We start from the raw sequence: 23,604 nt of genomic DNA, 5'->3' as shown, positions 1-23,604 counted from the left end.
ACACAGGCATGTTCAGCCACGTCATGGTCGGGGTCAACGACCTCGAAAAATCCAAGCAGTTCTACGACGCATTCCTGGGAGCGCTCGGCATTGCGCCGGGCATGGCCAACAAGAACCGCTATTTCTACCGCAGCGCGGGCGGCACGTTTGCCATTTCCACACCGATCAACGGCGAGTCTGCCTGCCACGGTAATGGCGCGACCATCGGCTTTGCGACGCAGTCGCCCGAGCAGGCCGACGCGGCCCATGCCGCCGCCGTGGCAGCCGGGGGCGTGACCTGCGAGGATCCGCCCGGCTGGCGCGAGGCTTCGCCCGGTGGCCGGCTGTACCTGGCCTATGTGCGGGATCTGGATGGCAACAAGCTGTGCCTGTTGCATCGGCCGCCCAAGGCCTGAGCGAATACCGCATCCCGGCATATACAAACCCCTCTGCGCCATACTCCCGCCCGAACGCGCCCGCCGGGCGCTCACCCCCAAGGAGAATGCGTGCAATCAGCAAGTGACCAGTGGTTCGACGAGGCGTACTACCAGCGCTACTACTTCGACAAGAAGACCAGCGTGGTCGATACCGAGCATGTGAACCGTCTGGGCGCTTTCGTCTGTTCCTACCTGAGTTATGTGCGCGTGCCCGTGCGCCGCGTGCTGGATGTGGGCTGCGGCATCGGTCTGTGGCGCGAGGCGGTGCAGCGCCACTTCCCCGGTGCCAGCTACCACGGCGTGGAGTTCAGCGAGTACCTGTGCGGGCGCTTCGGTTGGGAGCGTGGCTCGGTGGTGGACTATGCGGCGCATGATCCTGCAGAGCCCTTCGATCTGGTGATCTGCCAGGGCGTGCTGCCCTATCTGAGCCCGCCGGATCTCAAGCGCGCGCTGGCCAATCTGGGGCGGTTGAGCCGAGGCGGTCTGTATGTGGAGGCGGTGGCGCGCGAGGATTACGAACGCGGCGTGATCGATGAGGATCTGACCGATCCGCGCCTGTTCCGCCACCGGGCCGATCTATACCGGCGCGGGCTGGCCGAGCATTTCAAGGAACTGGGCGGCGGCGTGTGGCTGAGCCGCCGCGCCGAGCTGCCGCTGTTCGAGCTGGAAAGCGTGGGATGAGCCTGGAAATGTCAGCAGTGCCTGCTGCGGCGAAGGATGCCTGCGTGCCTCTGTCCTATCTGCGCGGCGTGGACTCCGGCGTGGCGCCGCATGCGGTCTCGCGGCTGCGCACGCAGCGGCTGGCGCGCAGCACGCGGCCCTTTCTGTCACGCGGCGGGCCGCGCGGCGAGCGCTGCGAGGGTTGCCGGCTGCGGCCTTCGCACTGCCTTTGCGCGCTGCGTCCCATGCTGCCGACGCGGGCGGGCTTTTGCCTGTTGATGCACGATGCCGAGCCGCTCAAGCCCAGCAATACGGGTTGGCTGATCGCCGATGTGGTGGAGCAGACGCATGCCTTCGGCTGGGCGCGCACCGAGGCCGATGCGGGCCTGCTGGCCTTGCTCGATGATCCGCAGTGGCAGCCCTATGTGGTGTTTCCCGGCGAGTTCGTGGAGCCGCCGCAGCGCGTGGTGCATACGCTGCCGGCGCCCCGGGCCGGAGCCCAGGCCGGGACTGAACCGAACCAAGGCCGGCGCCCGCTGTTCATCCTGCTGGACGCGACCTGGCCCGAGGCGCGCAAGATGTTCCGCAAGAGCCCTTACCTGGACCGCTTTCCGGTGCTGAGCCTGCACCCGGACCAGGTCTCGCAGTACCGCCTGCGCCGCTCCCAGCGCGAAGACCATTTCTGCACCAGCGAGGTGGCGGCCCTGTGCCTGGAGCTGACGGGCGACGGCGGGGACCGGCGCGCAGGCCGCGCGCTGGAGAGCTACCTGGCGCTGTTCACCGAGCACTATCTGCGCGCCAAGAACCAGCAGCCGGTGCAGACAGACAGTGACGCGCGCCGTGGTCTGCAGGACGCGATCTCTTCCGTTTGTCCGCCTGCTTGTTAAAAACGATAGCGGAAGATGCTGGTGTTCATTGGGATTGGTGGCGTTTTGTTCCAAATTGTTGACAGCGCATCCAACTCCCCTTGCCCTGTGTTCGCCAGTGGCTCAACAGGGCGGCGCAGGGCGGCGTGAGGCCGGGCACAGCAGTGTCGGCGACAACTTCCTGTTACGTTCCGGCCGCGGTGCGCTGCCCATACTCGCGGCGTGCGATGAGAGGTGGACAGGCGGCGGGGCGGGGTGACCCAGGACTCCAGGCCGAATGTCCATCGAACCTGGCCCGCAGGCGGTGATGGCTAAAATCGGATTTCGCTGAAATTCATCAGCCATTGCCCTGTACTGCAGGGCATGTTCGTGCACGCAGGGCCGCCCGTAGAGGCGGCCCGCATCCTCCAGGTGCGCCGCAGCCGCGGCTCGCGGATTGCTGGTCACAGCATCCGCCGGGAACCTTGGGGCGTGCCGTCTCTCTTATCGCGCTGGACCATGCGTTGCGACCCTCCCGGGGACGGCTGCGCCATGTCCGCGTGCTCCATTTTTCATGGGGTTTGTTCATGGCCCGGGGCGTATGCCCCGGCGTTGGAAAGGTGTCCGGTTTTGGTGGTCAAGGATTTCAAACTGCACTACAACCCCGCCCTTGACGGGCTGCGGGGCGTGGCGATCCTGTTGGTGATCTTGTCGCACTCCCATGCGCCTTTGTTCGATGGCGCATTCTTCGGGGTGGACCTGTTCTTCGTGCTCAGCGGCTATCTGATCACCTCGCTGCTGCTGATGGAGAACGAATCCGAAGGCCGCATCGGCTTCTGGCGCTTTTACCGCCGCCGCTTCTATCGCCTGATGCCGGCGCTGGCCCTGTTCCTGGGCGCGTACTGCATCTTCGCGCCCTTGCTGTGGCCGGACCTGAACGACATCTACACCGATGCGCTGGTCTCCATCCTCTATCTGGCCGACTACGGCATCGCCTTCTTCGACAGCCCGGACACGCTGCTGCACATGTGGTCGCTGTCGGTGGAGGAGCATTTCTACCTGATCTGGCCGCCGCTGCTGGTGCTGCTGCTGCGCTTTTCCAAGCCGGGCCGTCTGTGGCGCCCGATTGCCCTGCTGTGGGCGCTGAGCTGGCTGTGGCGCGTGTACTGGGTGGACCAGGGCCAGCACTTCTATGAGATCTTCTTTCGCTTCGACACCCGTGCCTCGGGCCTGTTCGCCGGTGCGCTGCTGGCGGCGGTGATGATCGAGCGGCCCGACTTCATCGCTGCACTGAAGGCGCGCATGCACCACGCCATGTGGGTGCCGCTGGCCGTGCCGCTGTTGATGGCGCTGCAATGGGACAACCAGGACGCCATGGTCTGGGGCATCACCGTGGTGGAATGCGCCGCCGTGGTGCTGCTGGTGGCGGCAAGCCAGGGCTCGGGCTTGGTCTTCGACATGCTGTCGTCGCCCACGCTGGTGAAGCTGGGCCGCCTGTCCTATGGCGTCTACCTCTGGCACTACCCGGTGGTGCGCTATCTGCGCGCCGACTTCTCGTGGCCCGTGGTGGTGGCGCTGGGACTGGCGATCTCGGTGGCGCTGTCGGCGCTGTCGTTCTACACGATCGAGCGCTGGGCGTTGCGCATGCGCGATGGCGAGCGCAAGGGCGGCGAGCGCCAGCCGCAGGCGCAGCCGGCCTGAATGCCGGCAGCGCGCCGAAAGCAAAAAAGGGAACGTTGGCACGTTCCCTTTTTTTGTGGGTGAAGGAGATCCGCTGCGCTCTCAGAACCCTGAGCCGGGCTGGGACAGGTACTGCAGTTCCTCGGCCGTGCTGGTGCGGCCCAGGATGGCATTGCGGTGCGGAAAGCGGCCGTAGCGCACGATGACGTCGCGGTGCCGGTGGGCGTAGTCCAGCGTGCCGGCGAGGAACTCGCGCACGCCCTCGCCGCCAGCGTCACCGGCCTGGTCGGCCAGGGCCTGGAAGGCGGCCACGCTGCGGTCCTGCAGGGCCAGGTCTTCGGCATGCTCCAGCGGCAGGTAGCAGAAGATGCGCGCCACGGCTGGCAGGTCGGCATGCCGGTCATGGCCCAGGGCGATGCCGTCCAGCGCCAGTTGCAGCGCCTGCGGGTCGCCTGCAAAGCTGCGTGCCGTGCCCCGGAACAGGTTGCGCGTGAACTGGTCCAGCAACACGATCAGCGCCAGCCGCCCCAGCGCCGTGCCGGCCCAGCCGTCCAGTTGGCCGGCCAGCGCATCTTCGACCAGGGCGCCGAAGCGCTCGCGGATCTGGTCGTCAGTGGCATCGGACTTGATGAACCACAGGTTCTTGCAGGCCAGGGCGCCCGCGTTGTCAGGATGCGCGGAGCCCAGCCAGTAGCTGAGCACGTCGGCGATGCGCGGGTCTGCGGCGTGAGAAGGGGCAATGCTTGTCATCGGTGGCCAGGCTCTTGTCGGATGAGGAAGCCTTCGATTGTGCAGGCGGTGGCGTACTGCCCTTGTGGATGGCAGGTTTTGCGCAGTCAAAGCACAGCTTGTGCAAATGTTTCTCAAGAGTATGTGCACAGGTTTTTCAAGAGAAATTACCGGTGTTATCCACAGATTTGCATCTGAATCTCATTGCTATTGCCTGTCAATCAGGCACTCATGAATTCAAGATTTCGCGCAGCGATGCTGCGAAAGTCCCCGGAGATGCGCGCATCCTGCGCCACTGTCTGCCAGAAGCGGCGTGCCAGCGCCTGGGCATGCGGCCATTCGGCCAGCGTGGCGGCCGTGGGTCGCTGGGGCTGGGCGCCGAAGTCGCGCTCCACGATCTCGCCGTTGATGGGCATGTAGAGCATGGGCAACATGTCGTAGGTGGGCGACAGCGCCCAGTCGCCATGGGGCTGCGGCAGCACGAAGGAGATGTTGCCGTAGTGCCGGTCGGTGTTGGCGATGAGCTGGCCGTAGGCTTCGAGCAGGCGCAGGCTGCGCGCGTCGGCCTCGGTGATGAGGCCGCGTGCGGCCAGGCGGTTGGCCGTGGCTGCCCAGTTGTCCACCTCGCCCACGTACTGGGCATTGAGCACCTGCAGGGACACCATGCCGATGCGTCCCGGGTTGCTGCCCGGGTGGGCCTGTGAGACGGGCACATCGCCATCGCCCGGCGCCGGCTGGCTGCGGTCGAAGCGCTCCGATTCGAGGAAGGCGCGGCCGCCATCGAGGAACAGCCGCGTGCGCGCTGCGGGCAGGCCGTCTTCGGCCAGGGTCTGCAGTGCCAGGTGCTCGCAGACCAGCAGGTCGCGGATGCGCTGCTCGGCCGGCGCGTTGCCTGCCGGGGAGAACTTGACGATGACGCTGCGCCCGGCCGTGATGCAGCAGAACTTGGGCTGCTCGCCGCCCGCCGACGAGCCCGGATGCGTGCCCTGCATGGCCTGCATGGCCAGGCGCGGATAGTCGGCCGCAGAGGCGGCGCGCAGCGTGCGCACGGGCAGGGAGTGGAAGCGCTCGAAGGCGGCTTCGCCCACGATGAGGTTGCCCGGCAGGTCTTCGCCAAAGCGGGCCAGGGCGCGCAGCACATCGTCCTCGCCCCACTGGCGCGGGTCGCCGCCCAGCTGCAGTTCGGGGTGGCTGTGCGCAAAGCTGCGGCCGATGAAGCCCTGGGGCCGCATGTCGTCCAGGAACCAGGGCAGGCCGTCGTGCTGCTCGCTGAGGCCGTCGGCCTCATCCACCCAGAAGCCGCCGCCGTGCAGGGCGATCATGCGGCCGAAGGGCGATGCATGGCCTTCGGTGTCCACGCGCATGATGGCCACCTCGGCGCCCACGCCCGCCACCTGGCGCGGCAGCACATAGCGCTGTGTGCGCGCCGCCCCCACCTTGCGCACCTGGCCTGACTGGATCAGCGGTGCCAGCGCGCGCGACACCGTGGGCTGGCTCACGCCCAGCATCTGCTGCAACTCGCGCGCCGCCAGCGCACCGCCCTGGCGGCGCAGTGCTGCCAGCACCTGCAGGGAGGGGTCTTCAGTGGGCATGGGGAATCAATTCATGAATGGATGAAACAAGGGGTTAATTTATTGAAAATCAAGGATTTATGCAAATCCATGAATGGATATATGAATAGATAAAAAAACCGCGCCCAAGGGCGCGGCAAAGCTGGATTTCGCGGCGGCTTGCAGGTCTGCGAATCACGATCACAGCCTGTGAAACTGGCGTGCTCCAACTCAGAGACGCCGAGCAAGAGCCGCCTCGCGGCGGGGGCGCCTAGCCGAGGGCGTCGTCCCCTGGGGGAAGCGGCGCCAGCCGCTCAGGGGGTCAGAAATTGTGCGTGATACCCAGGCTGATGCCGCTGGCGCGCGTCTTGTTGCCTGCGCCCTGGTAACCGTTCTTCCACTTGGTCGTGTCCAGCTCCAGGAACAGGCTGGTGCGCTTGGACAGCTGGTAGTCCACGAAGCCGATCAGGCGCTGGAAGCCGTCGTCGCCCTGGCCCGTGCGCTCGCGGTCCACCTTGTAGTAGCCGCCGTTCAGGCCGATGACGGGTGTGATGGCGTAGCGCGCGCCCAGTGCCAGGATCTTGTTCGTGGTTTTAGCGGTGTCGCTGGTCTCGGCCTTGTTGCGGCCGTAGTTGAGCATCAGGCGCAGGTCGCCACGGCTCCAGGCGCCACCGATGTTGGCGGCGTCCAGCGTGCGTCCGCTGGCGTCGTGGAACTGGGTGTAGGCGCTGGTCAGCACCAGGTCGTCCTGGCGCCAGTCCAGGCCCAGGCCGCGCGTGTCCAGGCGCGAGGCCGACACGCCGGTCTCGCCGAAGCTGTACATGGCGCGCGCCGTGAGGCCTCCAAAGCTGCCCGAGTACTTGATGGAGTTGTTGACGCGGTTGGAGCCCACCTTGGTGTTGGTGGCGCCCCATTCGTTGTTGAGGCCGTGGCCCGTGAGGCTGGTGACCTGGATGTTGGGGTTCAGGCCCGCAAAGCGCAGGGCGATGGGATCGACCAGGCCCACGGAGTCGGAGATCAGCGTGTTCTGCCGGCCAGCCGTGATCGCGCCCCAGTGGCCGGCCAGGCCCACGATGGCCGCCCGGTCGAAGGTGCCGGCCACGCCGCCGATGCCGCCCACGTCGGCGCCCAGCGTGGATTCGAGGTTGAAGATGGCGCGCAGGCCGCCGCCCAGGTCCTCGCTGCCGCGTATGCCCCAGCGGCTGGTGGGACCCACGCCGCTGTTGACCGAGCCCATGCTGCCCGCAGCCGGCGCATTGGCGCCCGACAGGCCGCTTTGCGCGCGCACCGACACGTCGATGATGCCGTACAGGCTCACGCTGCTGGTGGACTGCGCCAGGGCGGGGCCGGCCGCGCAGCCTGTGGCCAGCAGGGCGAGGGCGATGTTCTTCTTCATGGTGTCTCCTTGATTTCTTCTGGAAGGCGGGAACTTTGCGAGCGGCCGAGTTTCCGTATGGGAGCCGGTACTGCCTATGTCCGGCGGGCACTAGCTGCTATGTCGTTTCGTTCTCGAAGTGGCTGCGCGCAGGTGCCGGGCAACACCCACTGCAGGGACAGGGAATAGCCCCTGGCGGGACAATGTCGCTCTCAAAAAACATAGCGCCATGCGTATGGCATGCATGGCGCTTCAGAGTTTCGTGTCGGGCTTTCTGAGGCTTGTGCTGTCGTGATGAATCGCCGCTTTTTGTTGATGGTCGTGGCAGCGGGCTGGAGCCTGGCCGCGACCGGATGTTCGGGAAAGTCCGGACCTGGGAATGTCTCGGTTTCGCGGCAAAGGCTGCAGGAGGTGGTGGCCCAGCGCTTTCCCCGGCAGTTCCCCGTGGCCGGCATGCTGCAGCTCAAGCTGCATTCGCCGGTGCTGGGATTGCTGCCCGAGCGCAACGCGCTCAATGCGGTGCTGCAGGCCGATCTGTCGGGGCCCGTGCTCAAGCAGGGCTATGGCGGCCATCTGAACTTGGACTTCGCGCTGCGCTACGAGCCCACGGACCGCACGCTGCGCGCCCACCAGATCAAGGTCAACAGCCTGGTCATCAATGACCTGGCGCCCGCCATGAGCGACATGCTCACCACCTACGCCAGCGCGCTGGCCGAGCAGGCGCTGGGCCAGCTCGTGCTCTACCAGCTGCAGGACAAGGAACTGGCCCTGATGGACTCGCTGAACATGGAGCCCGGCGCCATCACGGTGACGCCGGACGGCCTGAGCGTGGCCCTGGTCCAGAAGCCCGTCGCGCCGCGCTGAGCGCAGCGGCGCGCCTTCGACCTTCCCTTCGCCCGCGCCTCAGTCCGCGCGGATATTGGCGGCGCGAATCACCTCGCCCAGCTCGGCACTCTCGGCCTGAATGAAGGCGCCGAACTCGGCCGGCGTGCCGCCCATGGGCGATGCGCCGATGTCGGCCAGCTTCTGCAGCACGGCGGGCTGGGCCAGGCTCTTGTTCAAAGCCTGGTTCAGCGCCTGCACCACGGCCGGCGGCGTGCCGGCCGGCGCCACCAGGCCCCACCACACGGTGGCCTGCACGTTCACGCCCAGCGAGCGTGCCGTGGGCACACCCGGCAGCAGGCGCGAACCATTGTGGTTGAGCACCGCCAGGGCGCGCAGCGCGCCGCTGCCCACATGGCCTGCCACCTCCAGCGGGTTGATGGCCATGAAGTCCAGCCGCCCGCCCAGCAGGTCGGTCACGGCCGCCGAGCCGCCCTTGTAGGGAATGTGCACGGCCTGGAAGCCGCCTGCGCGCTCCAGCAGGGCGCTGGCCATGTGGCCCGAGCTGCCCACGCCAGCCGTGCCATAGGACAGGGCGCCGGCCTTGGCCTTGCCGGCGGCGATCAGTTCGGCCAGGTTCTTGTGGGGCGACTTGGCGTTGACCACCACGACCAGCGGCGCCTCGCCGATGCGGCCCACTGGGATGAGGTCCTTGAGCGGATCGAAATTGAGCTTGGCGTACAGCGCCTTGTTGGTGGTCAGCGTGTTGGATGCCGTCAGCAGCAGGTAGCCGTCGGCCGCGCCGCGTGCCACCGCGCCCATGCCGATGTTGGTGCCGCCGCCTGGCTTGTTGTCCACCACCAGGGACTGGCCCAGCAGCTCGGCCATGGGCGGCGTGACCAGGCGCGTGATGATGTCCACGCCGCCGCCGGGCGAGTAGGGCACGACCACGGTCACGGGGCGCTCGGGGTAGCCGGCCGCTGTGGCGACCAGGGGCAGGGCCGCCCAGGCGGCGGCGGTGGTGCCGAGCAGGGCCAGTGCGTGGCGGCGGGTGGAATGTCTTGTCATGCATGTCTCCGTTGATTGTTATGACCCGGCGGCAGGGCCGGGTCCGCCATTATTTAGCGTGCCAAGCATGGCTGGGCGCCGAACGTTACGATGCAGCGGCCATCGATTTCTTGGCGAACCCGTCCAGCCTTCAAGGTGCCCCATGACTTCACAGAATCCGCTTTCCGCCTTTTCCGTCACGCGCAAGTGGCCGGCCACGCAGCCGGACCGCATCCAGCTGTATTCCCTGCCCACGCCCAACGGCGTCAAGGTGTCAATCGCTCTGGAGGAGATGGGCCTGCCGTATGAGGCGCACCGCGTAGGCTTCGAGAGCAATGACCAGCTCTCGCCCGAGTTCGTGGACACCTTTCCCAACAACAAGATACCGGCCATCCTGGACCCGCAAGGCCCGGGCGGGAAGCCGCTGGCGCTGTTCGAATCGGGCGCCATCCTGGTCTACCTGGCCGAGAAGTCCGGCAGCCCGCTGCTGCCCGCCGACCCGGCCGCGCGCTATGAAACGCTGCAGTGGCTGATGTTCCAGATGGGTGGCGTCGGCCCCATGTTCGGCCAGCTGGGGTTCTTCCACAAATTCGCGGGCAAGGACTTCGAGGACAAGCGCCCGCGCGACCGCTACGTGAACGAGTCCGTGCGCCTGCTGGGTGTGCTGGAGCGCCGCCTCGCAGGCCGCGCCTGGGTGATGGGCGAGCAGTTCACCATTGCCGACATCGCCCTGTGGCCCTGGGTGCGCAACATGGTGGTGGAGCAGGGCTACAACGCGGCCGAACTGCTGGGCTGGGAGCGCTTTCCCGAGCTGCAGCGCGTGCTGGCCGCCTTCGTGGCGCGCCCGGCCGTGCAAAAGGGCCTGGTGACGCCGCCGCGCAACTGACCTGGCGGGCGTTGCATTCCTGGGCCGCACTGTCCCAGCCATGGTGGCTTTCAAAACCGGCGCGGGGGCCGCATCTGTCCGAGAATGCAGCGCCCCCTTTTTTCTTGCGGGCGCAGCCTCACAGGAGCCACGATGACCGCAGCCACCACCCCCGTCCTCCAGAGCCAGCCGCTGGGCCCGCTGTGGCCCACCATGGACCCCTTCCTGTTCTGTGCCCACCATGACGATGCCTATCCGCCCAGCGATGGCCGCCTGGGCGTGCAGGCCGTGGACCTGGAGGGCCGCCAGATGGGCAGCGACTTCAGCCGCAAGGACGGCTTTTCCATGTACCACGGCGATGGCGTGCCGGGCTTTCCCGGCCACCCGCACCGCGGCTTCGAGACCGTGACCCTGGTGCGCAAGGGCCTGATCGACCATTCCGATTCGCTGGGCGCGGCCGCGCGCTTTGGCGGCGGCGACGTGCAGTGGCTCACGGCCGGCAAGGGAATCCAGCACTCGGAGATGTTCCCGCTGCTCAACAGCGACGCGCCCAATCCGCTGGAGCTGTTCCAGATCTGGCTGAACCTGCCTGCGCGCTCCAAGATGGTGGAGCCGCACTTCACCATGTTCTGGAACGAGCGCATCCCGCGCCTGGAGCACGCAGACGCCGCAGGCCGCAGGACCGTGGTCACCGTGGTGGCAGGCAGCCTGCCCGGCACGGCGGCCGCCCTGCCGCCGCCGCCCGAATCCTGGGCCTCGCAACCCGAGGGCGACGTGGCCATCTGGACGCTGCGCCTGGAGCCCGGCGCGCGCTGGACGCTGCCGCGCGCAGCCGGCGTGGACACGCAGCGCATGCTGTATTTCTTTGCAGGCCAGGCACTGCAGGTCGGGCCCACGGCGCTGGTACAGCATGCGGCCCTGCATGTGGATGCCACGCAGGACTGGGAGCTGCACAACAGCGGCGCCGACGCCGTGGAATGCCTGGTGCTGCAGGGCCGCCCCATTGGCGAGAGCGTGGCGCAGTACGGCCCCTTCGTGATGAACACGCAGCAGGAAATCATGCAGGCCATGCAGGACTACCGGCGTACCCAGTTCGGCGGGTGGCCCTGGGCCGAGCAGGACCCGGTGCATGGCGCAGAGAACCGGCGCTTTGCGCGCTACCCGGGCGCTGCGGCCGAGGAGCAGCCTCCGGCCGCCTGAGTCCGGTCAGGCCGCGTCAGGCCGTGTCTGCGGGTGGATGAAAGCTGGCCGGCGCGGGCGTGCGCCCCAGCTCCTTGAGGATCTTCAGCGTGATGGCCATGCCGGTGTTGCCTGCGGGCACGCCGGCATAGACGGCGGTCTGCAGCAGCACTTCGCGGATGGTGTCCAGGTCCAGCGGCGCCGCCTCGGCATCGGCCGGGTCGGCCAGCAGGCCCGTGCGGATGTGCAGCTCGAACTCTTCCCAGCGGCCCATGGATGCCGTGATGGCCAGCACCATGATGCGGCGCGTGCGGCGCTCCAGGCCGGGGCGGCTCCAGATGCCGTCCCAGGCATAGGCCGTGATCATGCGCTGGAACTCCACATTCAGTTCGTTGGCGCGCGCCACGGATTGGTCCACCCATTCATCGCCCAGCACGCGGCGGCGGTTGGCAAGGCCGCGCTGCAGGGCGTCGGCGGAAGGTTCGGTCATGGCGGGGGTTCCTGTGTCAAGCATGGGAATGGGCATTGGCGTGGATCTGCGGCGCTGCCAGCAGCGCCAAGCATGCATCATGCGATGCCTGCACGGCGCGGGCCGGGTCGCAGGCCCGGGCCAGCGCATCTTGCAGCGCCTGCAGGGCCGCTGCGTTCAGCCGGGGCGCGGCCCATTCGGCCAGCAGCAGGCGCAGCTCGCGCCCCTGCTCCAGCGCCTGCGGGGCCAGCAGCTCCACGGCGGCCAGGGCCTCGGGCTTGCCCGTCCAGGGCGCCATGGCGTGCACGCAGGCCTCTGAAAACACCAGCCCGTGCAGGCCCCGCACATGGCCCAGCATGCGCTGCGGATGCACCTGCAGCGACTGCGCGGCCTGGCGCAATGCGGCGGCGGCGCCATGCACATGGCGCCACAGGTCGGGCCAGTGCGCGACCTCGGCCTGCCACTCGCCCAGCGCGCGCTCATGGGCCTGGGCCATGCAGCCCAGCAGCAGGGCCGCAAGCTGGGGCACGGCCTGGGCCTGTGCCACCGCCTGCATCAGGTGCACGGGATTGCGCTTGTGCGGCATGGCGCTGGAGGTGCTGCCGCGCGGCGCCTCGGCGATCTCCCCTACCTCGTACTGCGACATCAGCGACCAGTCCTTGGCCAGCTTGGCCAGGCTGCCGCCGCATACGGCGGCCTCCATGGCCAGGCGCATCCAGTCGTCGCGCTGGGTATGCCAGCTGCGGCCGCAGGCCGACAGGCCCAGGCGCCGGGCCAGTGCCTGCTCCACCTCGGCACGGTGGCTTCCCAGCACGGCGCCATTGCCCACGGCGCCGCCCAATTGCACGCACAGCGCAGCGGTGGCAAGCCTTTCGAGCTGTTCGATGCTGCGCCCCACGGCGGCAGCCGACTGCGCGCACTTGAAGCCGAAGCTGGTGATCTGCGCGGGCTGCAGCAGGCTGCGCGCCAGCATGGGCGTGGCCGCGTGCGTGCGGGCCAGGGCCTGCAGTGCGGACTGCAGCGCGCCCAGCTCGGCCAGCAGCGCCTGCAGGGCCTGCTGCGTGAGCAGGGCCTGCGCCGTGTCCACGGCGTCCTGCGTGGTCGCACCCCAGTGCAGCCAGGGCAGGCCTTCCGGGGCGTGGGCCTGCAGCCACTGCTGCAGCGGCCGCACCACGGCCAGGCCCAGCGCGCCGCTGGCGCGTGCCTGCTCCACCACGCCTTCGCACGTGAGCGGCGCCTGCGCGCAGGCGCGCGCAATGGCCTCGGCGGCCGGGCGCGGCACCAGGCCGCAGTCGGCCTGGGCCTGGGCCAGCGCGCTCTCGAAGCGCAGCAGCGCGTCCAGCCAGCGCGCGTCTGCAAACCAGTGGCCGCTGTCGGCGGGGCCCAGATAGTCCTTCACCAATGACATGCTGTCCTTGCCGGTCTCAGGCCGTGGCGCCCGAGGCCTTGATCACGGCCGCCCACTTGGCGCTCTCCACCTGGATGCGGGCCGCGTACTGCGCGCCATCGCCCAGCAGCGGCACGGCGCCCTCGATGCCCAGGCGCGACTGGAAGGATTCGGAAGACGCCACCTTGAGGATGTCGCGCCCCAGCGCGCGCACCGTCTCGGCAGGCGTGCCCTTGGGCGCGAGGATGCCGTAGGTCAGCGAGCTCTCGAAGTCGGCCAGCGCACGCACGCCGGACTCGGCCACCGTGGGCACGTCGGGCAGCTGGGGCTGGCGTTTGGCGCCGGTCACGGCCAGGGCGCGCAGCTTGCCGGCCTTCACCAGGGCCATGGCCGCGGGAATCACGCCAAAGCTGAAGTCCACATTGCCGCCCACCAGGTCGGTCAGCGACGGGGCCGTGCCCTTGTACGGCACGTGGATGGCCTTGGCGCCCAGCGCGTGGGCGAACATCTCGCCCGTCAGGTGGCCGCCCGTGCCCGAGCCGCTGGAGGCGTAGTTCATCTCGCCGCTGCGCTTGCGCATCTGCTCGGCCAGGTCGGCCACGCTGCGCGCGGGCGAGGAAGCCGGCACCACCAGCAGCAGGGCCGACGAGGCGAACATGGCCACCGGCTGCAGATCGGTGGCCGCATTGAACTTGAGGCCCGGATACAGCGAGGGATTGATGGACACCGTGCCCGTGTGGCCCAGCAGCCAGGTGCTGCCGTCGCCGGCCGCACGCACCACGGCTTCCGTGCCCAGGTTGCCCCCCGCGCCGGCCTTGTTCTCCACGATCATCCCGTAGCCGAAGGACTCGTTGAGGCCATGCGCCATCTGCCGCGCGAACACATCGTTGCCGCCGCCCGGCGCAAACGGCACCACCAGGCGGCTGCCGCGCTTTTGGGCCCAGGCCGGCAGCGCACAGGCGGCCAGCGCGGCGGCGGCGGTGGACAGCCACATCCGGCGCGGCAAAGAGGTCTGAGAGGCTTGAGCGGTTTGAGAGGTGGGCCGGGAATCCATGCGTCTGTCTCCTGAAAATAGTCGTTGTCACGCAGTGTGGTGCAGCGCAGCCTGGGAAAACAGCAGTTGCATCTGCGTTGTGATTCAAGAAAATGTGTGAAATGGACGTGAGATACATACACAATTTCTTGAGAGTGGTGGACGCCGGCTCCATGTCCGAAGCCGCTCGCCAGCTGGACCTGAGCCCCTCGGCCATTGCCCAGCAGATGCGCGTGCTGGAAGGCGAGCTGGGCGCGCCGCTGCTGGTGCGCCATGGCCGCAGCGTGCGCGCCACCGAGGCGGGCGAGCGGCTGTTCGAGCGTGGCCGCCAGCTGCTGCAGGACTTCGAGGGCCTGCGCGAGTGGGTGGCCTCGGACGCGGACGGCGGCGAGCTGCGGCTGGGCACCGTGAACACGGCGCTGCACGGCTTTGTGCCCGCCGTGATGCGGGCCTTCGTGGCGCGCCACGCCGAGGTGCGCATCAGCGTGCGCGCCGGCCTCACGCCCGAGCTGTACACGGCCCTGGTCCAGTCCGAGCTGGACGTGCTGATCTGCCTGCAACCCTCGTTCGACCTGCCCAAGACCGTGTGCTGGGCCGAGCTGCGCCAGGAGCCTTTGGTCGTGCTGTGCCGCGCCCGCGATGCGCAGCAGGACCCGCTGGCCCTGCTGCGCACCCGGCCCCTGGTGCGCTACGACCGATCCCTGGCCGGTGGCCGGCTGGCCGACCGCTACCTGCGCGCCCAGGGCATTGCGCCGCTGGAGCGCATGGAACTGAACTCGGTGCTGGCCGTGGCCATGATGGTGGACCAGGGCCTGGGCGTGGGCCTGGTGCCCGACATAGGCCCCGTGCTCTCCCAGGGCCGCGACGTGCGCGTGCTGGCGCTGCCGGAGCAGGGCGCTGCTGCGGACGGAGCTGGCTCCCGCCCCGCCGATGCGCGCAAGGTCGGCCTGCTGTGGCTCAACACCTCGGCCCGCGCGCGCTGGGCGCGCAGCCTGCTCGAATGTGCGCGCGAGTGCCTGGCTTGAGGTTGGGCGGCCGGTGAACCCACGGCCGCGACGCTGGAATGCCCCAGGTCGCCGACAATGGCAGCTTTGCGCGGCGCGCCTTCTGCGCTGCGGTTTTCCAAGGCCTTTGCCATGAACATCACCAAAGACACCGCCGTCACCATCAACTACAAGATCACCGACAAGCTGGGCAAGCTGCTCGACAAGGGCGATGTGGCCTATCTGCACGGCGGCTACGACAACATCTTCGCCAAGGTGGAAGCCGCCCTGGACGGCAAGGCCGTGGGCGACACGCTGACCGTGGACCTGGCCGTGGAAGACGCCTTCGGCGCGCGCGACGAGAGCCTGACCCGCACCATCCCCAAGGGCGAGTTCCCGCCCGGCGTGAAGGTCGGCGGCCAGCTGCGCGGCACCGATGACCAGGGCCAGCCCCAGATCTTCCACGTGGTCAAGATCAAGGGCCCCGTGGTGCTGCTGGACGGCAACCACCCGCTGGCCGGCATGGCGCTGCACTTTTCCTGCAAGGTCACCGAAGTGCGCGCGGCCAAGCCCGAGGAAATCGAGCACCGCCACGTGCACGGCGGCCACGGCCACCACCATTGAGAGGCAGGGCCGGGATGCACCCGGTCCGCACGGCCCCGCAAAGCACAAAGGCCGCCTGGCATGCCCGGCGGCCTTTGTGTTTTCCGACTAGACCGCCTCCAGCGCCAGCAGCGCCGTGGCGGTGTTGGAGATCGGTATGTGGTAGTTGCCGTGCACGCGGCGCACGCCGGGCGCAGCCGCGGACAGGGCGCCGCGCATGGCCAGCCACATCAGCAGTTCCACGCCCTGGGTGCCGGTCTTTTCCACCAGTTCATGCACGCTGAACTGCGTGGCCCATTCGGGATTGGTGGCCATGCTTTCAAGGAACTGCAGGTCGAAGGCCTTGTTGATGAAGCCCGCGCGCTCGCCATCGAGCTGGTGCGACAGGCCTCCTGAGGCGATGACGGCCACGCGCTGGTCGCTGTTCCAGCGCGCGATGGCTCGGCCCACGGCCTGGCCCAGCGCATAGCAGCGGCGCGCCGAGGGCAGCGGGAACTGCACGGTGTTGATGCACACCGGCACGACGGCCACAGGGCAGTCGCCCTCGGGCCAGAACAGCTTGAGCGGCAGCGTGCAGGCGTGGTCCACCAGCATCTCCTGGCAGCTGACCACGTCGAAATCCTCGCGCACCAGGGACTCGATCAGGTGCCATGACAGCTCCGTGTGGCCGCGCAGCGGTGCCAGCGTGGGAATGCCCCAGCCTTCGTCGGCGTTGCAGTAGCGCTCGGCCGCGCCCACGGCGAAGGTGGGCATCTTGTCGAGGAAGAAGTTCAGGCCGTGGTCGTTGTAGAACATCACCACCACGTCGGGGCGCTGCGTGGCCAGCCATTCGCGGATGGGCGGGAAGCCGTCGAAGAAGGGCTTCCAGTAGGGCTCGTTCTGCAGGCCCTTGTGGATGGCGTTGCCGATGGCGGGAATGTGCGAGGTGCCGAGGCCGCCGATGAGATGTGCCATGGTGGGTGTCTCCTGTGCTGTGTCTTGCGTGTGGTCTGCGGCGGGGCTCAGGCGTGCGAGCGCAGCAGGGCCTGGAACTCGGCCTTGGTCATGCCGGTCTGCTGGGCGCCTATGTCCTGCATGTCCAGGTGAAAGATGCCGGCCAGCTTGGCCAGGTAGTAGGCGTTGCCGCCGGCCGCGATCATCTGCAGCACGTTGCGGGCGCGCACGGCATCGGCCTGCTCCTGGTTCAGCCCGTAGCTGCGCATATAGGCCTCCTCGTCGGCCAGGAAGGCCTGGCGGTTGGCCAGCTCGTTGAAGGAAAAGCACATGCTGTTGAGCGCATAGCCTTTGCGGGCCTGCCTGCCATCGAACAGGGTGGTGCCGGGAATCTGCGGCTGATCGGCCATGTTTTGTCTCCGGTATTTGCGTTGGATCAGCGGCAGTGTCCGGCCCGCGTTGCCAAAGATAAAGCGGCGGCCAATCATGGAATGCATGAGACGAATCGATGGATCGCAGTTGGACGGCCGGCTGCTGCAACTGCTGCTGGCCGTGCTGGAGACGGGCAGCGTCACGGCGGCGGCGCAGCGCCTGGGCGTGACGCAGTCGGCCGTCAGCCATCTGCTGGACAAGCTGCGCGCCATCACGGGCGACCGATTGTTCGTGCGGCAGGGGCGGGGCATTGCGCCCACGGCCCATGCACTGGAGCTGCAGGACCCGGCGCGCGAGCTGCTGCGGCAGATGCAGCAGTTCGGCCAGGGGCCCAGCTTTGACCCCGCGCACTGGCGTGCCGAGATCACCATTGCCGCCAACGACCTGCAGCGCGAACTGCTGCTGCCCGCGCTGGCCCGGCGCCTGCGCTCAGCCGCGCCCGGGACGGTGCTGCGCGTGATCGACAGCGGCGCGCCGGATGCCGAACTGCTGCGCTCGGACGCCTGCCTGCTGGCCATCAGCCCGCGCCCGCCCGATGCCACGGACATCGTGCAAAAGCGCCTGTTCAGCGATGAGTACGCAGTCTTCTATGACAGCGCCGTGCGACAGCCGCCGGCCAGCCTGGCCGACTATCTGCAGGCCGACCACGCCACCGTGGCCTATGCCGACCGCCAGGCGCTGGACCTGGACCTGCAACTGCAGGCGCGCGGGCTGGAGCGCCGCTTTGCCGTGCGCGTGCCGGGCTTTGCGGCGCTGGCCGCCTTTGTGCGCGGCACGCCGCTGCTGGCGACGGCGCCGTCGCTGCTGGGCCGCACGGCCCTGTCATCGCTGGCCAGCTTTGTCGTGCCCGTGGACTGCCCGCCGCTGCCCATGTTCATGATCTGGCACGCGCGCCACCAGGCCGATCCCGCCCATGCGTGGCTGCGCGGGCAGTTGCAGCAGGTGGTGGCGCAGGCGCTTGGCGGCGCCGGGCCGTCAATGCCTGCGAAGCAAGGCGCGGCGCAGCAGGCGCGCGGCGCGGTTGCGGATCTGGAAGGGGCTGTGGCTCACGGCCGGGCTCACGCGGGCGCGTGAGCAGGCGGCCAGGAAGTCGCGCAGCAGCACGCTGTCATCCAGCGTGCTGGTGTCCGGGTTGCGGAACTGGAATTCGGGGTGCCACTGCGTGGCCGCGATATAGCTCTTGAGCGTGCCGGGCTTGCGGAAGATGGCCTCGGGAATGCGGTCGGGCAGGCTCCAGGCCTCCACATCGAACTCGGGCGCCACGTCCTTGATGCCCTGGTGGTGGATGCTGTTCACGCGTGCGCGGTCCAGCGTGGGGTACAGCGCCTCCAGCCGGCTGCCGGGCACGATGGCGATGTCGTGGTAGTGGCGGTCGTACTCGGTGGGATTGCGGTGCAGCTGCGAGCCGGGCACCTGGGTCTCGATGTCCTGATAGAGCGTTCCGCCGAAGGCCACGTTGATCAGCTGCAGACCGCGGCAGACGCCGAAGATGGGCTTGCCGGCCTGGGAAAACGCCTCGACCACGGCCAGATCGTAGAGGTCGCGCACGCGGTCGCCCAGCCATTCGGGGCGCATGGGCTCCTCGCCATAGCTGCCGGGCCAGACATCGGCGCCGCCGTGCATGACCACGCCGTCCAGCCACTCGGCATAGTGCTCCAGCGTCACGTCGCCGCGCGCGGTCTCGCCTGTGGGGCAGGGCACCATCACCACCATGGCGCCGGCCGACATGATCCAGTGCGCTATCGATTGCTCCACGTACTGCAGCGTCTTGCCCGTGAAAAGCGGACGCTGCGGGTCCGCATGGGAGAAACAGGCCGAAAGGCCGATCTTGAGGCGGCGTGAGGCAAGTGGGCTCATGGGGTGGTGGGCAAGGGGAAAGTCCTGATGGTCACGTTGTAAGCCCAATCGTGCCTGCGACCTGTAGGAAGGGGTTGAACGCCCGCGACCGGCGCAGGGCCATCACTGCAAATAGGTGTAGGTGAATGCAAGAGTTGTCTTGAGGCATCTCAAGCTTTTTCGGTCCATTCGTGCAGGCGCCCCGCCCGCGGGTGTAGCCTGTAGGCAGGGGTTGGGGCTGCGGATGCTGCAGCGCGAAAAACCTGACGACGCAGGGTGCGACTTGCTGTGCAGGCAGCCCGCATGGCGTTACGATGGATTCGCCAGTTCATCAATGGCCCCGACAACCCCGCCGCGCCGGTGGTGCGGCTTTTGGCGACTAGGAGGATATGCATGCAAGTTCAGGTTCATGCCGACGATTCGATCCAGGGTGGCGAGTCCTTGGCGCAATGGGCGCAGGAAGAGATCAACGCCAAGCTGGCGAGATTCAAGGACTACGTGGTACGCGTGGAGGTTTTCCTCACCGGCGTCGATGCGCTCAAGACCTCCGGCGCTCCCGGCAAGCGCTGCGTTCTGGAGACCCGGGCCAATGGCCGCCCGCCGATCGCCGTGAACGCCGAGGCTGAAAAGGTCAAGGATGCCTTCAACGCGGCCATTGAAAAGCTGAAGCGGGCCGTGGAGACCGACCTGGGCAAGCTCAAGGACAAGAACGGCCGCGAGAGCGTTCGCGGCGTGGAAGACGGCACCGAGGTGGATGCGGCCAGCCCGGCCTGACCCTCGAAATTCCCGCAACACAAACGGCAAGGCGCCCATTGGGGCGCCTTTTTGTTGGGCAGGGCCATGGCTGCAGGTCGATCGCCGCAGCAAGCGCGTTCAGCGCGAGGCGCGCAGCACCACGCCGTCCAGCGAAGGCGCATGCAGCGGCTTCAGGGGCGATGCCAGCGGCGGCCCGAAGCGGCGCGCCGCACCTGCGGGCAGGGCCTGCGCATCCTGACCGGCCTCCGCTTCCCATTGCGCGCGGGCCTCGGCGATTTCTTCGCTGGTGCGGGCCACGAAGTTCCACCACAGCAAGATGGCTTCATCCATGGGCTCGCCGCCAATGACCAGCAGGCGGCTGCCGGGCGTGGTCTCGATGGCGACCGAGGCCGTGCCCAGGGGCAGGTAGAGCAGTTCCTCCACCGGCAGGGGCTGGCCGTTCACGCTCACGCTGCCTTCCAGGCTGAGCACGGCATGCTCGAAATCGGCGCGCAGCGGCAGCGTGGCGACGGCATTGCCATTGCCTGCGCTGTCCGCATGCAGGTCCACGCTCATCAGGGGCGTGTGCACCTCGGCCGGCGATGTCAGGCCCAGCGCTTCGCCGGCCAGCACCGTGGCCGTGAAGTCGCCCACCGTGGTCCTGGGCAGCTCGGGGTAGTGCTGGAAGCGTGGCGGACCGTTGCGGTGCGACTCGGGCAGCGCAATCCACAGCTGTGCGGCGTGGATGTGCGAGGGCGTCTGGCTTTCCTCGGAATGGGCGATGCCGTGGCCGGCCGTCATCAGGTTGACCTGGCCGGGGCGGATGATCTGGGTGTGGCCCAGGCTGTCGCGGTGCAGCACTTCGCCGCGGATCATCCAGGTGAAGGTCTGCAGGCCGATGTGCGGATGCGGGCCGACCTGCATGCCCGGTGGCGCGGGGTCGGCAGGACCGGCGTGGTCGAGAAAGCACCAGGCGCCGACTTTGCGCAGGGCGCGCTGGGGAATGGCGCGCTGGATGGGAATGCCGCCCACATCGGCGGTGCGGGTGGGCAGGTGCTGGGGTTGGGACGTGTCGGACATGGTCGGATCGGCCTGTTTCGTGGGGGAAGCCACCAGTGTCGTGCAGCGCGGCGCAGCAGGCAAACGCGGCTCGCATGGATTGGGCCTGTTCGCTGACAGCGCGTTCTCAGGAACATTGTTTACATTCGAAGAACGGACCGGCGCCCGCCATTTTGGCGGGCGCCGGCCTCACTCTTACAGGAGAAAACGCCATGAATACATCCGTACAGACGCAAGCCGAAGCCGCTGAAGAGGCGGTCCAGAGCGCCGTGGAAGTCCAGCGATTCCCCGAGAAGTTCGAAGCCACGGTCACCGGCAATGTGCAGCACCGGGTAGGCGACGGCCCCCTGGAAGACATTCCGCGTGGCACCCGTGTGCAGGTGGCCACGGCCATTGGAAGCTATGTGCTGTCCTGGACCCAGGACGAGCAGCCGATCACCGTGTCGCTGGCCAAGCGCGAGTTCGAGCTCTATGTCGATACCGGGGAGATCGAGGTCAGCCAAGCCTGACGCCGGCCATGTCCCCATCCACTCCCAAAAGCCCTGCGGCCTGACAGCTGCAGGGCTTTTTGCATGGTGGCCCGGCCCGGGCTCAGGCCGGCAGCTGCAGCGCGGTCTGGATGTGCACCTCGCCGGCCAGCAGCTTGTGCACGGGGCAGGCCTCGGCCACCTGCAGCAGGCGCTGGCGCTGCTCGTCGTCCAGCGCGCCTTGCAGCGTGATCTGGCGCTCGATCAGGTTGCCGCTGGCGGGCGTGCCTTCGGGGTTCAGGCGCAGTTGCACGTCCACCTGCTCCAGCTTCCACTGCTTGCGCGCCGCGTACATCTGCAGCGTGACCGTGGTGCAGGCGCCCAGGGCCGACAGCAGCAGCTGCAGCGGGTTGGGCGCCGTGTCGCCGCCGCCCTTGTCCGCGGGCTCGTCCACATGCCAGCGGTGGCCTTGGGGGTCGCCGAGCGTGACGCGATAGGGGGTGTCCGTGCTGGTGGCGTGGGCGCTGTGGATCATGGAAGGTCCTTGTCCTGGGGTGTCGCAAGAGGGGTGGGAGAGGCAACGGACGACTCTACGCCTGCTTTGCGTCCGCTGCCCGGGGCCGGTGCTTCATGCGCAGCGGGATTTTGAGGTAGTGCACGCCATTGGCCTCGGCCGCAGGCCAATGCCCTGCGTGCATGTTGACCTGGATGGCGGGCAGCAGCAGGGCGGGCGCGGACAGCGTGGCGTCTCGCTGGTTGCGCATGGCCACGAAGCTGGCCTCGTCCACGCCCGTGTGCACATGCACATTGCCGGCGCGTTGCGCGTCCACCGTGGTTTCCCAGGCATGGCGGTCGCGGCCCGGCGCCTTGTAGTCATGGCACATGAACAACCGCGTTGCGGGCGGCAGGGCCAGCAGGCGCTGGATGGAGCGGAACAGCGTGCGCGCGTCGCCGCCGGGGAAGTCGGCGCGCGCCGTGCCGTAGTCGGGCATGAACAGCGTATCGCCCACGAAGACCGCGTCCGCGATGCGGTAGGACACGCAGGCCGGCGTATGGCCGGGCGTGTGCATCACCTCGATGCGCAACCCGCCCAGCGGCAGGCTGTCGCCGTCGGCCAGCAGCCGGTCGAAGGGCTGGTCGCCGCCGGACGCGGGCAGGTTGAAGACGGGGCGGAAGATGCGCTGCACCTCGCGGATGTGCTCGCCCACGGCAATCGGGGCGCCCGTGCGCTCGCGCAGGTACGGGGCCGCGCTGAGGTGATCGGCATGGGCATGGGTTTCCAGGATCCAGCGCACTCGCAGGCCCTGGGCCTGCGCGGCGTCCAGCACGGCATCGGCCGAGCCGGCGTGGGCCTGGCCGCTGGCGTGGTCGTAGTCGAGCACGGGGTCGATGACGGCGGCCTCGGCCGTGTCCGCGTCCCAGGCCAGGTAGGTCACGGTGTGGGTGTTGGCGTCGAAGAACGGTGCAATGCGCAGCGGTGATGTCATGAAGGCACTCCTGGTTCGATGGCTCGTGTGCAGCCTGTCGGCAATTATATTAGAATTTGCTAAATTAGATTGTTCTTGATCAACCATGACCGAACCGACGCTCTCTCCCGAACAGGCCTTTTTGCAGCAAGGCGCTGCACGTGCCGCCGCGCTGCTGCGCGCCGTGGGCAACGAGAGGCGCCTGCTGGTGCTGTGCCTGCTGATCGAGCATGGCGAGCTGTCCGTGGGCGAATTGCTGCAGGAGATCCCGCTGAGCCAGTCGGCCCTGTCCCAGCACCTGGCCCGCATGCGCGAAGAGGGTCTGGTCGCCTACCGCCGCGAGTCGCAGACGCTGTACTACCGCATCGCCAATCCCGATGTGCAAAAGCTGGTGGCCACGCTCAAGAGCATCTTCTGCGCCTGAAATCCTCTGTTCCCAAGGAGCTGATCCATGTCCCTTTCCTCCGTCTCCTCCCAAGCCGCCCGCCAGATGCAGGAGCAGGGCGCTTGGCTCATCGACATCCGCGCGCCGGACGAACATGCTCGCGAACGCATAGGCGGCGCCCGCAGCTTGCCTATGGATCGCCTGGCGGCGGGAGCCCTGGCCGGCGCGCCCGCAGCCGTGGTGTTTCACTGCCGCTCCGGCCATCGCACGCGCCTCAACGCCCAGGCCCTGGCGGCAGCCTTGCCGCCCGGCTGTGCCGGCCATGTGCTCGACGGCGGCCTGGACGCCTGGAAGGCACAAGGCCTGCCCGTGCTGCGCGACAGCCGCCAGCCGCTGGAGCTGCAGCGCCAGGTGCAACTGGGCGCGGGCGGGCTGGCGCTGCTGGGCGCCGTGCTCGGCGCCACGGTGTCCCCGTGGTGGCACCTGCTGTCGGCCTTCGTGGGCTGCGGCCTGATCGTGGCCGGTGCCACGGGCTTTTGCGGATTGGCGCGCGTTCTGATGAAGGCGCCCTGGAACCGGCGCGCCCTGGGGCAGTGATGGCGCCTGCACTGAATCCAGCCTGACGCCTGCTGTCCGACCCCCAAGTTC

27 protein-coding genes are annotated in these 23,604 nt (G+C 68.2%); 14 read left to right on the top strand and 13 right to left on the bottom strand.

Annotation, left to right across the window (positions count from 1 at the left end; translation table 11 throughout):
- The first annotated feature begins 8 nt into the window (after nt 1-8).
- From IB269_RS14230 to IB269_RS14215, 4 genes are all read left to right on the top strand, one after another.
- A complete protein-coding gene (locus IB269_RS14230; protein WP_047326371.1) occupies nt 9-395 on the top strand; it encodes a VOC family protein in 387 nt (128 codons plus the stop codon).
- A gap of 90 nt (nt 396-485) precedes the next feature.
- Nucleotides 486-1,097: a class I SAM-dependent DNA methyltransferase gene (locus tag IB269_RS14225; protein WP_013804555.1), complete on the top strand. Its 612-nt coding sequence runs from the start codon at nt 486-488 to the stop codon at nt 1,095-1,097.
- 8 nt (nt 1,098-1,105) lie between these two features.
- The gene (locus IB269_RS14220) at nt 1,106-1,963 is read left to right on the top strand and encodes a tRNA-uridine aminocarboxypropyltransferase (protein WP_192367427.1); all 858 of its coding nucleotides are present in this window, start codon (nt 1,106-1,108) and stop codon (nt 1,961-1,963) included.
- A gap of 510 nt (nt 1,964-2,473) precedes the next feature.
- Nucleotides 2,474-3,622 carry an acyltransferase family protein gene (locus IB269_RS14215; protein WP_013804553.1) on the top strand — a complete coding sequence of 383 codons (1,149 nt, stop codon included), beginning with the start codon at nt 2,474-2,476 and terminating at the stop codon, nt 3,620-3,622.
- Nucleotides 3,623-3,703: 81 nt separating this feature from the next.
- Here the strand turns inward: IB269_RS14215 and IB269_RS14210 are convergent, their stop codons facing one another.
- The 3 genes from IB269_RS14210 to IB269_RS14200 all read right to left on the bottom strand — a co-directional run bounded on the left by IB269_RS14210 (nt 3,704) and on the right by IB269_RS14200 (nt 7,276).
- Nucleotides 3,704-4,351, bottom strand: coding sequence for a DUF924 family protein (locus IB269_RS14210; protein ID WP_013804552.1), 648 nt, complete (start codon nt 4,349-4,351; stop codon nt 3,704-3,706).
- A gap of 200 nt (nt 4,352-4,551) precedes the next feature.
- Nucleotides 4,552-5,922 carry a type II toxin-antitoxin system HipA family toxin YjjJ gene (yjjJ, locus tag IB269_RS14205; protein WP_192367426.1) on the bottom strand — a complete coding sequence of 457 codons (1,371 nt, stop codon included), beginning with the start codon at nt 5,920-5,922 and terminating at the stop codon, nt 4,552-4,554.
- A 280-nt stretch (nt 5,923-6,202) separates the two neighbouring features.
- The gene (locus IB269_RS14200) at nt 6,203-7,276 is read right to left on the bottom strand and encodes a porin (RefSeq protein WP_192367425.1); all 1,074 of its coding nucleotides are present in this window, start codon (nt 7,274-7,276) and stop codon (nt 6,203-6,205) included.
- 294 nt (nt 7,277-7,570) lie between these two features.
- Between IB269_RS14200 and IB269_RS14195 the strand changes: the two genes are divergently transcribed.
- Entirely contained in the window at nt 7,571-8,119 is a 549-nt protein-coding gene (locus tag IB269_RS14195) for a DUF1439 domain-containing protein (protein ID WP_013804549.1), read from the top strand.
- Nucleotides 8,120-8,158: 39 nt separating this feature from the next.
- Here IB269_RS14195 and IB269_RS14190 read toward each other — a convergent pair whose 3' ends face one another.
- Entirely contained in the window at nt 8,159-9,145 is a 987-nt protein-coding gene (locus IB269_RS14190; RefSeq protein WP_013804548.1) for a Bug family tripartite tricarboxylate transporter substrate binding protein, read from the bottom strand.
- Between the two features lie 142 nt (nt 9,146-9,287).
- On the opposite strand from IB269_RS14190, the gene IB269_RS14185 reads away from it, so the two are divergent.
- Entirely contained in the window at nt 9,288-10,010 is a 723-nt protein-coding gene (locus IB269_RS14185; RefSeq protein ID WP_071954138.1) for a glutathione S-transferase C-terminal domain-containing protein, read from the top strand.
- Nucleotides 10,011-10,142: 132 nt separating this feature from the next.
- Nucleotides 10,143-11,189, top strand: a complete 1,047-nt coding sequence (locus IB269_RS14180) for a pirin family protein (RefSeq protein ID WP_192367424.1) — start codon at nt 10,143-10,145, stop codon at nt 11,187-11,189.
- Nucleotides 11,190-11,205: 16 nt separating this feature from the next.
- Here IB269_RS14180 and IB269_RS14175 read toward each other — a convergent pair whose 3' ends face one another.
- The 3 genes from IB269_RS14175 to IB269_RS14165 are packed head-to-tail and all read right to left on the bottom strand — an operon-like array spanning nt 11,206 to nt 14,078.
- The gene (locus tag IB269_RS14175; protein ID WP_013804545.1) at nt 11,206-11,658 is read right to left on the bottom strand and encodes a carboxymuconolactone decarboxylase family protein; all 453 of its coding nucleotides are present in this window, start codon (nt 11,656-11,658) and stop codon (nt 11,206-11,208) included.
- A gap of 16 nt (nt 11,659-11,674) precedes the next feature.
- Entirely contained in the window at nt 11,675-13,045 is a 1,371-nt protein-coding gene (locus IB269_RS14170; protein WP_192367423.1) for a lyase family protein, read from the bottom strand.
- Nucleotides 13,046-13,061: 16 nt separating this feature from the next.
- Nucleotides 13,062-14,078, bottom strand: a complete 1,017-nt coding sequence (locus IB269_RS14165; RefSeq protein ID WP_192367422.1) for a Bug family tripartite tricarboxylate transporter substrate binding protein — start codon at nt 14,076-14,078, stop codon at nt 13,062-13,064.
- Between the two features lie 101 nt (nt 14,079-14,179).
- Between IB269_RS14165 and IB269_RS14160 the strand changes: the two genes are divergently transcribed.
- Both IB269_RS14160 and IB269_RS14155 read left to right on the top strand, forming a co-directional pair.
- Nucleotides 14,180-15,082 carry a LysR family transcriptional regulator gene (locus IB269_RS14160; protein WP_192367421.1) on the top strand — a complete coding sequence of 301 codons (903 nt, stop codon included), beginning with the start codon at nt 14,180-14,182 and terminating at the stop codon, nt 15,080-15,082.
- Between the two features lie 111 nt (nt 15,083-15,193).
- Entirely contained in the window at nt 15,194-15,664 is a 471-nt protein-coding gene (locus IB269_RS14155; protein ID WP_192367420.1) for an FKBP-type peptidyl-prolyl cis-trans isomerase, read from the top strand.
- A gap of 87 nt (nt 15,665-15,751) precedes the next feature.
- Here the strand turns inward: IB269_RS14155 and IB269_RS14150 are convergent, their stop codons facing one another.
- Both IB269_RS14150 and IB269_RS14145 read right to left on the bottom strand, forming a co-directional pair.
- Complete coding sequence (locus IB269_RS14150) at nt 15,752-16,597, bottom strand: class III extradiol dioxygenase family protein (protein ID WP_192367419.1); 846 nt, start codon at nt 16,595-16,597, stop codon at nt 15,752-15,754.
- A gap of 47 nt (nt 16,598-16,644) precedes the next feature.
- Nucleotides 16,645-16,986 carry a protocatechuate 4,5-dioxygenase subunit alpha gene (locus IB269_RS14145; protein WP_012202847.1) on the bottom strand — a complete coding sequence of 114 codons (342 nt, stop codon included), beginning with the start codon at nt 16,984-16,986 and terminating at the stop codon, nt 16,645-16,647.
- A 76-nt stretch (nt 16,987-17,062) separates the two neighbouring features.
- Between IB269_RS14145 and IB269_RS14140 the strand changes: the two genes are divergently transcribed.
- Nucleotides 17,063-18,082 carry a LysR family transcriptional regulator gene (locus IB269_RS14140; RefSeq protein WP_192367418.1) on the top strand — a complete coding sequence of 340 codons (1,020 nt, stop codon included), beginning with the start codon at nt 17,063-17,065 and terminating at the stop codon, nt 18,080-18,082.
- Here IB269_RS14140 and IB269_RS14135 read toward each other — a convergent pair.
- A complete protein-coding gene (locus tag IB269_RS14135) occupies nt 17,984-18,865 on the bottom strand; it encodes a gamma-glutamyl-gamma-aminobutyrate hydrolase family protein (RefSeq protein ID WP_012202849.1) in 882 nt (293 codons plus the stop codon). The genes IB269_RS14140 and IB269_RS14135 overlap by 99 nt on opposite strands.
- 372 nt (nt 18,866-19,237) lie before the next feature.
- Between IB269_RS14135 and IB269_RS14130 the strand changes: the two genes are divergently transcribed.
- Nucleotides 19,238-19,618: an HPF/RaiA family ribosome-associated protein gene (locus IB269_RS14130; protein ID WP_012202850.1), complete on the top strand. Its 381-nt coding sequence runs from the start codon at nt 19,238-19,240 to the stop codon at nt 19,616-19,618.
- 99 nt (nt 19,619-19,717) lie between these two features.
- Here the strand turns inward: IB269_RS14130 and IB269_RS14125 are convergent, their stop codons facing one another.
- The gene (locus tag IB269_RS14125) at nt 19,718-20,659 is read right to left on the bottom strand and encodes a pirin family protein (protein ID WP_192367417.1); all 942 of its coding nucleotides are present in this window, start codon (nt 20,657-20,659) and stop codon (nt 19,718-19,720) included.
- Between the two features lie 191 nt (nt 20,660-20,850).
- Here IB269_RS14125 and IB269_RS14120 point away from each other — a divergent pair, with 191 nt between their 5' ends.
- On the top strand, nt 20,851-21,147 hold the full coding sequence (locus IB269_RS14120; protein ID WP_012202852.1) for a hypothetical protein: 297 nt from the start codon (nt 20,851-20,853) through the stop codon (nt 21,145-21,147).
- Nucleotides 21,148-21,229: 82 nt separating this feature from the next.
- Here IB269_RS14120 and IB269_RS14115 read toward each other — a convergent pair whose 3' ends face one another.
- Both IB269_RS14115 and IB269_RS14110 read right to left on the bottom strand, forming a co-directional pair.
- Nucleotides 21,230-21,640, bottom strand: a complete 411-nt coding sequence (locus IB269_RS14115; RefSeq protein WP_065346860.1) for an OsmC family protein — start codon at nt 21,638-21,640, stop codon at nt 21,230-21,232.
- 55 nt (nt 21,641-21,695) lie between these two features.
- The gene (locus IB269_RS14110; RefSeq protein WP_192367416.1) at nt 21,696-22,592 is read right to left on the bottom strand and encodes an MBL fold metallo-hydrolase; all 897 of its coding nucleotides are present in this window, start codon (nt 22,590-22,592) and stop codon (nt 21,696-21,698) included.
- 85 nt (nt 22,593-22,677) lie between these two features.
- Here IB269_RS14110 and IB269_RS14105 point away from each other — a divergent pair, with 85 nt between their 5' ends.
- Both IB269_RS14105 and IB269_RS14100 read left to right on the top strand, forming a co-directional pair.
- Entirely contained in the window at nt 22,678-22,995 is a 318-nt protein-coding gene (locus tag IB269_RS14105; protein ID WP_192367415.1) for an ArsR/SmtB family transcription factor, read from the top strand.
- A gap of 27 nt (nt 22,996-23,022) precedes the next feature.
- On the top strand, nt 23,023-23,553 hold the full coding sequence (locus IB269_RS14100; protein WP_088165822.1) for a rhodanese family protein: 531 nt from the start codon (nt 23,023-23,025) through the stop codon (nt 23,551-23,553).
- Nucleotides 23,554-23,604: the final 51 nt, after the last annotated feature.

The organism is Delftia sp. DLF01 (assembly GCF_014852125.1).
GTDB lineage: Bacteria > Pseudomonadota > Gammaproteobacteria > Burkholderiales > Burkholderiaceae_C > Comamonas > Comamonas acidovorans.
The sequence above is the reverse complement of the archived record's forward strand: the minus strand, read 5'-3'. Positions and strand labels throughout refer to the sequence as shown.

Excerpts from the sequence above, each read along its gene's own strand:
- IB269_RS14230 (WP_047326371.1), top strand. The coding sequence starts at position 9 with ATGTTCAGCCACGTCATGGTCGGGGTCAACGACCTCGAAAAATCCAAG.
- IB269_RS14220 (WP_192367427.1), top strand. The coding sequence starts at position 1,106 with ATGTCAGCAGTGCCTGCTGCGGCGAAGGATGCCTGCGTGCCTCTGTCC.
- IB269_RS14215 (WP_013804553.1), top strand. The coding sequence starts at position 2,474 with ATGTCCGCGTGCTCCATTTTTCATGGGGTTTGTTCATGGCCCGGGGCG.
- IB269_RS14210 (WP_013804552.1), bottom strand. The coding sequence starts at position 4,351 with ATGACAAGCATTGCCCCTTCTCACGCCGCAGACCCGCGCATCGCCGAC.
- yjjJ (WP_192367426.1), bottom strand. The coding sequence starts at position 5,922 with ATGCCCACTGAAGACCCCTCCCTGCAGGTGCTGGCAGCACTGCGCCGC.
- IB269_RS14200 (WP_192367425.1), bottom strand. The coding sequence starts at position 7,276 with ATGAAGAAGAACATCGCCCTCGCCCTGCTGGCCACAGGCTGCGCGGCC.
- IB269_RS14195 (WP_013804549.1), top strand. The coding sequence starts at position 7,571 with ATGGTCGTGGCAGCGGGCTGGAGCCTGGCCGCGACCGGATGTTCGGGA.
- IB269_RS14190 (WP_013804548.1), bottom strand. The coding sequence starts at position 9,145 with ATGACAAGACATTCCACCCGCCGCCACGCACTGGCCCTGCTCGGCACC.
- IB269_RS14185 (WP_071954138.1), top strand. The coding sequence starts at position 9,288 with ATGACTTCACAGAATCCGCTTTCCGCCTTTTCCGTCACGCGCAAGTGG.
- IB269_RS14180 (WP_192367424.1), top strand. The coding sequence starts at position 10,143 with ATGACCGCAGCCACCACCCCCGTCCTCCAGAGCCAGCCGCTGGGCCCG.
- IB269_RS14175 (WP_013804545.1), bottom strand. The coding sequence starts at position 11,658 with ATGACCGAACCTTCCGCCGACGCCCTGCAGCGCGGCCTTGCCAACCGC.
- IB269_RS14170 (WP_192367423.1), bottom strand. The coding sequence starts at position 13,045 with ATGTCATTGGTGAAGGACTATCTGGGCCCCGCCGACAGCGGCCACTGG.
- IB269_RS14165 (WP_192367422.1), bottom strand. The coding sequence starts at position 14,078 with ATGGATTCCCGGCCCACCTCTCAAACCGCTCAAGCCTCTCAGACCTCT.
- IB269_RS14160 (WP_192367421.1), top strand. The coding sequence starts at position 14,180 with ATGGACGTGAGATACATACACAATTTCTTGAGAGTGGTGGACGCCGGC.
- IB269_RS14155 (WP_192367420.1), top strand. The coding sequence starts at position 15,194 with ATGAACATCACCAAAGACACCGCCGTCACCATCAACTACAAGATCACC.
- IB269_RS14150 (WP_192367419.1), bottom strand. The coding sequence starts at position 16,597 with ATGGCACATCTCATCGGCGGCCTCGGCACCTCGCACATTCCCGCCATC.
- IB269_RS14145 (WP_012202847.1), bottom strand. The coding sequence starts at position 16,986 with ATGGCCGATCAGCCGCAGATTCCCGGCACCACCCTGTTCGATGGCAGG.
- IB269_RS14140 (WP_192367418.1), top strand. The coding sequence starts at position 17,063 with ATGGAATGCATGAGACGAATCGATGGATCGCAGTTGGACGGCCGGCTG.
- IB269_RS14135 (WP_012202849.1), bottom strand. The coding sequence starts at position 18,865 with ATGAGCCCACTTGCCTCACGCCGCCTCAAGATCGGCCTTTCGGCCTGT.
- IB269_RS14130 (WP_012202850.1), top strand. The coding sequence starts at position 19,238 with ATGCAAGTTCAGGTTCATGCCGACGATTCGATCCAGGGTGGCGAGTCC.
- IB269_RS14125 (WP_192367417.1), bottom strand. The coding sequence starts at position 20,659 with ATGTCCGACACGTCCCAACCCCAGCACCTGCCCACCCGCACCGCCGAT.
- IB269_RS14120 (WP_012202852.1), top strand. The coding sequence starts at position 20,851 with ATGAATACATCCGTACAGACGCAAGCCGAAGCCGCTGAAGAGGCGGTC.
- IB269_RS14115 (WP_065346860.1), bottom strand. The coding sequence starts at position 21,640 with ATGATCCACAGCGCCCACGCCACCAGCACGGACACCCCCTATCGCGTC.
- IB269_RS14110 (WP_192367416.1), bottom strand. The coding sequence starts at position 22,592 with ATGACATCACCGCTGCGCATTGCACCGTTCTTCGACGCCAACACCCAC.
- IB269_RS14105 (WP_192367415.1), top strand. The coding sequence starts at position 22,678 with ATGACCGAACCGACGCTCTCTCCCGAACAGGCCTTTTTGCAGCAAGGC.
- IB269_RS14100 (WP_088165822.1), top strand. The coding sequence starts at position 23,023 with ATGTCCCTTTCCTCCGTCTCCTCCCAAGCCGCCCGCCAGATGCAGGAG.